Here is a 9,570-nt window from a genome sequence, read left to right on the forward strand (position 1 = left end):
CCATGTCGGCGGCGAGCAGGTTGGTGGGCGGGGGGTCCGTGGCGGCTGAGGCGGGTTGTGCCGCGAGCACCAGCGCGGCGGCACACAGGGACGACAGCATCCCTCGCAGGATGTTCATGGACCGTCCTTCTCTGTGGGGGGTGTGCTACTTGACGGCCCCCGTCGCGAGGCCCTTGCTCCAGAAGGACTGCAGCGACAGGAACATGGCGACAACCGGGATCACCGAGACCAGCGCGCCGGTGACGACCGTGGTGTAGCTGATGGGATAGCCCTGGAGCTCGCGCCAGCTGACGAGGCCCACCGTGACCGGCTGGAGGGAGGTGTCGGCCAGCATGAGTGAGGGCAGCAGGAAGTTCGTCCAGATCGCAACGAACTGGAACAGGAAGACGGTGACCATCGCGGGCGCCATCAGCCTGACACCGATGGTGAAGATGCGGAACTCGCCGGCGCCGTCGAGGCGGCCCGCCTCGATCAGCTGGTCCGGGATCGAGGACGCCGCGTAGATCCGGCTGAGGTACACGCCGAAGGGACTGACGATGCTGGGGATGAAGACGGCCCAGAACGTGTTGATGGTCCCGGTGTAGCTGAACACGAGGTACAGCGGGATGGCGAGCACGGGCGCGGGCAGCAGCACCGCGGCGAGCACGGTGCCGAAGACCGCCTCCCGCCCCGGGAAGGGGAACTTGGCCAGCGCGTACCCGCACATGGACGACAGCAAGGTGGAGACGACGCCACCGCCGACCGCGTACAGCAGCGAGTTGAGCAGCCAGCGCGAGTAGATGCCGCCCTGGGCCCTGAACAGTGTCTGGACGTTCTCCACCAGGGCGAAGTGCCCGCCGAACCAGAAGCCGTTGCCGGAGAAGAGCTCACCCTGGCCCTTGCCGGCCGAGACGACCAGCCACCACACGGGGACCAGGAAGTAGACGGCGAACAGGGACATCACGAGCAGCACGAGCAGCCGGGTAAGGGGGTTCACCCTGGTGAGGGCGCTCATGCGTCGACCCTCTTGGCCGAGGCGCGGAAGACCAGCACCGACAGCACGCAGATCACGGCGCCGAGCACCACGGACTGCGCGGCCGCGTAGTTGAAGTCGTTGGAGGACAGGGATCGCAGTGCGGCCATGATCGGGGTGTAGGTCGAGGGCAGGTTCGGCGCGACCGACTTCATGGTCACCGGCTCGTTGTAGAGCTGTGCCGTACCGATGATGGAGAACACGAGCGTCAGTAGCAGGGCCGGCCGGATCAGCGGGATCTTGATCAGCAGCGCGGCCTTCCAGCCGGAGCAGCCGTCCAGGACGGCGGCCTCCATCGTCTCCTCGGGGATCGCCTGCAGGGCCGAGAAGATCAGGATCGTGTTGTAACCGGTCCACGCCCAGGTCAGGATGTTCGCGATGGAGAAGGGCAGAGCGCCGTCCGTCACGAAGCTGATGTCGAAGATCCGGGTGATCGGGCTCAGCGAGGGCGCGTAGAGGAACGACCACACCAGCGCCGCGATCACGCCGGGCAGGCCGTACGGGATGAAGTAGGCGACTCGGAAGAACCTGCGCCCTGTCGACACCGACGAGTCGATGAGCAGGGCGAGGACGAGCGCGATGAGGAGCATCACGGGCACCTGGATGAGGCCGATGAAGGCCACCCGGCCCAGCGAGCCGATGAAGGCCGCGTCCTGGAACACCCGCAGGTAGGTGTCGAAGCCCGCGAAGACGGTCTCGGCGCCGCCGAGACCCAGTCCGGAGCGTTTCACCGCGAAGAAGCTCTGCACGACGGAGTACCCGGCAGGTATCAGATAGACCACGACGAAGAGCACCAGGAACGGCAGAACGAACGGCGCGGCGCGGCGGAGGTCGCGGAGGCGACCACGTCGCCGAATCGTCACATGGGACACGATCACCCTAACTACTTGCTGACGGAGAAGCCCTGGGTCTGCAGCGCGGAGAGCGTCGCCTGCTGCGCTCCGGTCAGGGCGTCCTGGAAGGTGCCGCCCTTGGTGGGCACCTTGCCGAGACCGTCGCCGAGCGAGGAGGCAGTGGTGGCCATCACCGGGCCCCACTGCCAGGTCGGGTTCACCTTGCCGGCTTCGCCGCGGAACAGCTGGTAGATGGGCTGGCCGCCGTAATAGCTCTCCGGCTTGTCGAGTGCCGCGTTGGCCAGTCCGGACTTGGAGGCGGGAAGGATCGCCGCGGATACGATCAGATTCGACACGGACTGGTCGTCGGTCGACATCCACAGGGCGAACTCGGTGGCCTCCTTCGGGTGCTTGCAGTCCTTCATGACGGCCGTGGAGGAACCGCCGGAGTTGCCGACGGCGTCGGTGCCGTCCCAGCGGGGCATGGGGGCGACGGCCCACTTGCCGGAGGAGCCGCCGGCGTTGTCGCGGATGAGGGACGCCGACCAGACCGGACCGACCTCGGACCAGACCTTGCCCTTGCTCCAGGCCGAGTAGAGCGCCGCGTCGAAGGCGGGATAGGTGGTGACGAGATCCTTGTCGAACAGCCCCTGCCAGTACTGGCCGACCTCGGCGTTGGCGGCGCTGTCGATGGAGACGGTCCACGAGTCGCCCTTGACTCCGAACCAGGAGGCGCCGCGCTGCCAGGCGAAGCCGGAGAACAGGTACGGGTCGGTGGGCAGGTTCATGATGCGGGCCTGCGGGTCGGCGGCCTTCACCGCGTCCGCGGCCTTCGTGAACTCCGCCCAGGTCTTGGGGATCGCGATCTTCGCCTTCTTGAACAGGTCCGCGCGGTAGAACATGGCCATCGGCGCGGTGTCGACGGGCACGCCGTACGCCTTGCCGTCGACACCGACATTGCTCCACACCCAGTCGGGGAACTCGGCCCGCCGCGGCTTGACGTACTCGGTGACGTCCTGCAGCACGCCGGCGGCCAGGAACGATGTGAACGTCTCGTAGCCGACCTGGGCCAGGCACGGAGCCGTGCCGGCCTTCGCGGCCGTGAGCATCTTGTCGTAACCGGTCGAACCGCCGCTGGGTAGCGCCTCGTACTTCACGTGGATGCCGGGGTGGGACTGGTTCCACAGCGCGACGGACTTGTCGTACCCGGCGGCCCAGCCCCAGAAGGTGACCTCCACCGGGCCGCCACCGGCTGACTTCTCGGTGTTGCCGCCGCATCCCGTGAGCGCGGCGGCGGCGGCGATCGCGGCCGCGGCGAGTCTCGCCTTTCGCGTGACCATGACTTCCTCTCGATGCCCGTACGGCACGGCGTTTTTGTTTCCCATGTGCGTCTATGGGGTTAACGCCCGGATACTTGCATACAAGTACACTGGCATGCAACGATTAATTTCGTGAACCCCCAAGCAGCGCCGACACCCGGCCCGACGCTTTCCCCGGTCGTGCGGGAACGTCCCTCGGCCCGGACCTCCGATCGCGTCTACGACGAGCTGGTGTCCGCGATCCGCGAGCTCCGGCTCGCCCCAGGCGCGTCACTGTCCGAGACCGACCTCGCCGTACGGCTGCACGTCAGCCGCACGCCCGTGCGCGAGGCACTGGCCCGGCTCGCCGACGCGGGCCTCGTCCACGTCGTGCCGCAGGTCGGCACCCGGGTCGGGCTGATCAGCCTGCACGAGGTCGAGGTGGCGCGGTTCATCCGCGAGAGCCTGGAGGTCTCGGCCTTCGAGGTCGCGTGCGCGGACGAGGCGCCGGATGTCAGCGCGCTGCGCGAGCTGCTGGAACGCCAGGAGCACAGCCTGCGCGCCGAGGACTACAACGCCTTCTTCGCCGCCGACGAGGCACTGCACCGCGAGATCTTCGCGCTCTCCGGCTATCTGGGCGCCTGGCAGACCGTGCAGCGGTCGAAGCTGCAGCTGGACCGGCTGCGTCGGCTCACGCTGCCGGACGCGGACGGCGCGCGCGTGCTGATCGACGAGCACCGCGCCATCGTGGACGCGCTGGAGCGGGCCGACGTCCCGGCCGGTCGCGCGCTGATCAGCCGGCACGCCAGGCGCGCCAAGGATCTCGCCCCGTCGCTGCACGCCAGGTTCCCCGACTACTTCACCGATTGAGATCAAGGCAGGAATGACCATCCGCATCAGCCTCGGCCACATCGACAGGTACGACTCCCACGTCGCCACCTTCGCCCACCAGCTCGGCCTGACCGGCGTCCAGCTCCACACCCCCGACCTGCTGCCCGGTGCCGACGGCTACTGGAGTCTGGCCGAGCTGCGGGCACTGCGCGAACGCTGCGATGCCGACGGGCTCGCGATCGACGGCCTGGAGAACGTCCCCCTCGCTCATTTCTGGAAGATCCAGCGCGGCCTGCCCGGCCGGGACGAGCAGATCGAGAACTATCGGACAACCATCCGCAACCTCGCCGCGGTCGGCATCGACCTGCTGGGCTACAACTTCCTCGGCACGTACGTCTGGCGCACCGACATGGCCGCGCGCGGACGCGGCGGCGCCAAGATCACCGCCTTCGACCTGGCCGACGTGCCCCGCGGCAACGCGCTCGCCGGATACCGGCTCACACCCGACCTTCCCCTCGACGAGCCGATCACGGCCGACCAGATGTGGGCCAACCACCAGTACTTCCTCGACGCGGTGCTGCCCGTGGCCGAAGAGGCAGGCGTACGGCTGGCCCTGCACCCCGACGACCCCCCGGTCGACGTGCCCCTCGGCGGCATCGCCCGGATCTTCACCTCGCCCGCCGCCCTCGAACGAGCGCTCAAGCAGGCCAATCACAGCCCGTCGTGGGGGCTCAACCTGTGCCTCGGCACGGTGTCGGAGATGAACGGCGAGCAGAGCATCAACGAGGTCATCGACCTCCTGGGGCCCGCCATCCGCTACGTCCACTTCCGCGACGTGCGCGGCACCGTGCCCCGCTTCACCGAGTGCTTCCTCGGGGAGGGCAACTTCAACCCGGCCCGGGTGATCCGCCGCCTGCACGACGCGGGGTTCGACGGGTTCCTCATCGACGACCACGTCCCCGCGATGATCGGGGACGTGGACACCTGGGGTGACACCTCGTCGCAGGCGTACTGCAGCCGGGGCCGGGCGCACGCGATCGGATACCTGCAGGGCGTCCTGAACGGGCTGGCCCTCGACGACCCGGCCGGCCGGTGATGCGGCGCTTCAGGCGGCCAGCCTGACGACCCGCACACCTCCCGCTGGGATCTCGATCTTTCCGGCGTGGCCGGATCCGTCCAGCAGATCGGTTCCGGACCCCGAAACGCTCGTCGCGGTGTCGCCGTGGTTGATCAGGAAGGCGTAGTCGTGCTCGGCCGAACGGCGGATCACCACCTCGAGGCCGCACTCCGAGGGTCTCGCCACCACGGCTGAGCGCTCGGCGACCGCCGCCACCAGGCGGGAACGGGCGTCGTCGTCCAGTTCCACCGCCACGTACCATGCCTCCCCCGCGCCTCGGGTCGCGCGGGTGACCGCCGGGGCGCCCGCGAAGTCGCCACCGGTGTAACGTGCCTGCGCCTCCGCGTCGGTGAGATCGATCTCCTCGTGCCAGGTCGAGACCGCGGCGGGCCCGGTCACCCCGTCGACGCCCACGGATTCGCCCTCCGGCAACGGCGCGAACTCCTCCACGCGCACGCCGAGCAGCTCCCTGAACGCCCCGGGGTAACCGCCGAGCCGCACCCGGTCGAGCGGATCGACGATGCCAGAGAAGTAGGTGACGAGCACGGTGGCGCCCGCGTGCGCGGCGTCCGCGATGGCGGCCGCGTCGCGGTCGGAAACAAGGTAGAGCATCGGCACGACGATCAGCCGGTATCCGGACAGGTCAGCCGACGCGGGCACGATGTCGACGGTGATGCCCGCGTCCCGCAGGCTCTGGTACCAGCGCAACGCGGACTCCAGGTACGACAGCCCGTTGTGCGGATGCCCCTCCCGCTCGGCGGCCCACCACGACTCCTCCGAGAACACCATCGCGCAGTCCGCGTCCACCCGGGTGCCGAGCACCTCGGCGCAGGACGCGAGCTCCCTGCCGAGAGCCGAGACCTCACGGAACTTCCGGCTGTCCGGCCCGGCGTGCGGGAGCATCGCCGAGTGGAACCGTTCGGCCCCGCCCTGGGCGGCGCGCCATTGGAAGAAGCCGATCCCGTCGGCTCCCCGGGCCACGTACGAGAACACGTCCCGCCGGAGTTGCCCGGGGCGCTTGGCGGGGTTGACCGGGCGCCAGCTCGTGGCCGCGGTGGCGGTCTCCATGAGCAGCCACGGCCTGCCCGCCGACAGACCGCGGGCCCGGTCGGCCGAGAACGACAGCTCGGCCTGGGCGTCGGGTGTCGCCCTCAGGTAGTGGTCGCTCGCGACGAGGTCCACGTCGCCGGTCCACGAGCTGTAGTCCATGTTCTTGCCGGCGTCGAACAGCACCATGTTCGTGGTGATCGGCACCTCCGGGGTGACGCGCCGCAACACCGCGGCCTCCGCCCGCAGCTGCTCGCGCAACTGGTCGGAGCTGAACCGGTCGAAGTCCAGCCGCTGGGTCGGGTTCGCGTCGGTGAAGGTCAGCCGCGGCGGCTGGATCTCCTCCCACGCCGAATAGCCCTGGCTCCACACGGTCGTGGTCCACGCGGTGTTCAGCCGGTCGAGCGAGTGCCCGTACCGGTCCTTGAGCCAGGCCCGGAACGCCACGGCGGTCGCGTCGTCGTAGCAGCGCGCGTTGTGGCCGCCGAGTTCGTTGGAGACGTGCCACAGGGCCAGGGCCGGGTGCCTGCCGTACCGTTCGGCCATCTTCTCCACCAGCGCGAGCGCGTGCTCGCGATAGACCGGCGACGACGGCGACCAGGCCTGGCGCCCGCCCTGTGCCATCACGCGTCCGTGCCGGTCGACCGGCAGCGTCTGCGGGAACCGCGTGGTGAGCCAGGGTGGCGGCGAGGCGGTGGCGGTGGCGAGGTCGACCGCGATGTCAGCCGCGTGCAGCAGGTCGAGCACCCTGTCGAGCCAGCCGAAGTTCCAGCGGTCGGGGGTCGGCTGCAGCGCCGACCAGGAGAAGACGCCGACCGTGACGAGGTTGACACCCGCCTCGCGCATCAGCCGCACGTCTTCGGGCCACAGGCTCTCGTCCCACTGCTCGGGGTTGTAGTCGCCGCCGAAGGCGACCGGTTCGCCGCCCGACCGGGCCACGACGTTGGCGGGCCAGCGGATCCACTGCGTCCCCACGGATTCTCCTCACTACCAGAGCGGATCAGGTCGGCAGCCAGCTGTAGACCAGTACCTTGTTGAACAGGTCGTCCTCGACGGTGATCTGGTACGAGCCGTCCGACCGCTTGAAGGCGTTCAGTCCGTACGGGATGTCGACCCACCCGGTGCGTGAGACGCCGCCGACGTTCGCGCCCGACTGCCAGTTCCCCGCCGCCGACCCGTCGGCGGCCCGCCAGGCCCATACCTGGCCGCGGGTGGTCACGCCGCAGCTGAAGACGTAGTCACCGGCCGGGGCCCAGGACACCGGAGTGACGACCGGCGTCGCCGTGGTGTCCCACGGCAGCAGGATGGTCCAGGTCGGCGTGGTGTTGCCGGTGCTCCACCTGTCGTAGCGTGCCAGGACCTTGCCGCATTCCTTCCAGTACGCGTTCTCGAACGGCTGGGCGGCCGTATATCCGGACATGTACATGACATCCGTGCCGACGTCGTAGTGCAGCCGCCGGACGACGGTGAACGGCGGCGGCAGCGGGATCGTCACCCGGCTCGTGTAGTCGTACATCGGGTTGAGCTGGCTGTCGAAGCCCTGCATCGGGTAGCGGCGCAGGTTGCGGTCGCCGCCCTCCCAGATGTCGCCGCGGTCGTCGACGAACCACACCCAACAGTTGCTCGGCGAGTTCGCGCCGGTCCCGGTCTGGAGGTACTCCTCGGCGCTGAACTTGCCGTCGCCGTTCATGTCCCGCCAGATCCACTCGCCCACCGCGGGCTGGGCCGGGGGCCAGGTCGGGTCGTCGCCGGTCCAGTGCGCCTTGAAGATGGCGCCGGACGGCTTGGCGATCTCCCCGTCGTAGCGGTAGATGAGCAGGTGCGAGCTGTACATGCCGGTGGCGTACATGTACAGCCTGCCGTTGAGGCGCTTGTGGAACGGCGAGGTGAAGTGGTGGTGGTGCCCGGTCAGGAACAGGCGCGCGTCCTGCGGGTACTTCACCGAGTCCAGCGAGTGGCCCACCCAGGTCGCGTTGCTCCCCGGCGGCTTGGTGTAGTCCATGCGGTAGTGGTTCTGCTGGCTGCGGATACGGATCCCGTCGGCGGCGAGGGAGGGGTCGAAGTCGGCCGAGGTGACGAACTCGGCGCCCATCAGCTGCCACACCAGGTTCCCGTTCGGGTCGTACTTGCGCAGCCACGAGCCGAACTCGCACATCGAGACGTACACGTTGCCGGCGGAGTCGCCGCCGACCCCCGTGATGCCCCACAGCTTGCCGGGGGTGACCGCGCCGGGCGTCCCCGACCCGATGCCGCCGGCCTGACCCAGGCTCCTGGACCTGGTCGGGGTGGCGGCTGACAGGTTGGTGTAGGTGTGGACCTGGCGCAGCGGGCCGTTGTCGCCGACGAGCAGGTTGCCGTCGCGGTCGACGGCCAGCGAGGTGGGGATCCAGTCCGGCGACGAGCCGGCGATGGTGCCCGGCAGCGCCGTGCCAGTGTTGGAGAAGTGCAGGATCTGGGCGGGCTTGGCCGGATCGACGTGCCAGAAGTGGCCGTCGTTGGTGTCCCGGGTGATGTTGGCGACGACCCAGATGTCGCCGGTGGCCTTGTTGACCGCCACCGCGCCCGGTTGGTTGACGTTCCACGAGCGCAGCAGCGTCCCGGTCTCGGCGTCGAAGACCAGGACGCGGTTCTGCGCCCGGTCGGTCGCGATCACCTGGGTGTCGATGGCGGCCGCGGCGGCGGGCGGGCTGCCGACGTCGAACGTCAGCGACGTGTACGCGCCCGCCAGCGTGAAGGCGGTCAGCCCGTTGCCGATGGTGAGGTAGGCGTTGGTGGCGTTGACGGCGACCGCGTCCCCGTTGGCGCGGTGGCAGTTGCCGGTGAGGTGGCCGTCCTTGTAGATGCCCGCGTAGTTGCCCGCCTCGTCCCAGAAGCTGACGGTGTAAACCGTCCCGTCGGGGGTGACGGCGATGTTGAACACGAAGTCCTGCATCCACTCGGTGGCGCCGGAGTAGGTGTTGCCGACCCACGAGGTGGTGACGTTCAGCGCCGCGGCCTGCGCCTGCCGGGGGAACAGCGCGGGGGCGACGCCGGTGAGGAGGACCGCGCTGCCGCCGTGGACGAGCGCCTGCCTGCGGGTCATGCCTTGCTTGTCGTCCATGACCAGAGATCCCTTGTGCCGGGGATTGGATGTCAAGTGAACGGTCACTTGACTCACCGATGAAGGTAAGATCGCATTACGCTGATGTCAACAGGTAGTCATCACATGAACGCTCATACCGAGGTGACCAGATGGCACGCCCTCCGACGATGCGCGACGTCGCCGCCCGCGCCGGGGTCTCGCACCAGACCGTCTCGCGCGTCGTGAACGGCGAGCCCACGGTCACCGACCCCATCAGGGAACGGGTGGTCGCCGCGATGACCGCGCTCGGCTACCGGCCCAGCGCCGGCGGCCGGGTGTTGGCCCGCGGCCGCACCGAGGTCGTGGGCCTG

At 69.2% G+C, this 9,570-nt stretch carries 8 protein-coding genes; 3 read left to right on the forward strand and 5 right to left on the reverse strand.

The annotated features are described in order from the left end of the window. Positions 1–145: 145 nt before the first annotated feature. Genes AB0J09_RS44615 through AB0J09_RS44625 form a run of 3 tightly spaced genes read right to left on the reverse strand, consistent with a single transcriptional unit; the run spans position 146 to position 3,230 of the window. Complete coding sequence (locus AB0J09_RS44615) at positions 146–994, reverse strand: carbohydrate ABC transporter permease (protein ID WP_360705349.1); 849 nt, start codon at positions 992–994, stop codon at positions 146–148. Beyond that, positions 991–1,875, reverse strand: coding sequence for a sugar ABC transporter permease (locus AB0J09_RS44620; RefSeq protein ID WP_360705352.1), 885 nt, complete (start codon positions 1,873–1,875; stop codon positions 991–993). Before AB0J09_RS44620 ends, AB0J09_RS44615 begins: the two co-directional genes overlap by 4 nt. A gap of 20 nt (positions 1,876–1,895) precedes the next feature. Then, positions 1,896–3,230, reverse strand: a complete 1,335-nt coding sequence (locus AB0J09_RS44625) for a sugar ABC transporter substrate-binding protein (protein ID WP_360705355.1) — start codon at positions 3,228–3,230, stop codon at positions 1,896–1,898. A gap of 66 nt (positions 3,231–3,296) precedes the next feature. On the opposite strand from AB0J09_RS44625, the gene AB0J09_RS44630 reads away from it, so the two are divergent. Beyond that, positions 3,297–4,013 carry a GntR family transcriptional regulator gene (locus tag AB0J09_RS44630; RefSeq protein ID WP_360705358.1) on the forward strand — a complete coding sequence of 239 codons (717 nt, stop codon included), beginning with the start codon at positions 3,297–3,299 and terminating at the stop codon, positions 4,011–4,013. A 13-nt stretch (positions 4,014–4,026) separates the two neighbouring features. Beyond that, positions 4,027–5,070, forward strand: coding sequence for a mannonate dehydratase (locus tag AB0J09_RS44635; RefSeq protein WP_360705361.1), 1,044 nt, complete (start codon positions 4,027–4,029; stop codon positions 5,068–5,070). A gap of 9 nt (positions 5,071–5,079) precedes the next feature. On the opposite strand, the gene AB0J09_RS44640 is transcribed toward AB0J09_RS44635, so the two are convergent. Both AB0J09_RS44640 and AB0J09_RS44645 read right to left on the reverse strand, forming a co-directional pair. Continuing rightward, positions 5,080–7,113 (reverse strand): beta-galactosidase, encoded by a 2,034-nt coding sequence (locus tag AB0J09_RS44640; protein WP_360705364.1) that lies wholly within the window; start codon positions 7,111–7,113, stop codon positions 5,080–5,082. A gap of 25 nt (positions 7,114–7,138) precedes the next feature. Continuing rightward, positions 7,139–9,238 (reverse strand): hypothetical protein, encoded by a 2,100-nt coding sequence (locus AB0J09_RS44645; protein ID WP_360705367.1) that lies wholly within the window; start codon positions 9,236–9,238, stop codon positions 7,139–7,141. A 131-nt stretch (positions 9,239–9,369) separates the two neighbouring features. Here AB0J09_RS44645 and AB0J09_RS44650 point away from each other — a divergent pair. Then, positions 9,370–9,570 (forward strand): LacI family DNA-binding transcriptional regulator (locus AB0J09_RS44650; protein WP_360705370.1); only part of this gene is annotated, 201 nt, incomplete at its 3' end.

It is taken from the genome of Nonomuraea sp. NPDC049784, assembly GCF_040659615.1.
In the GTDB taxonomy this organism is placed as follows: Bacteria; Actinomycetota; Actinomycetes; order Streptosporangiales; family Streptosporangiaceae; genus Nonomuraea.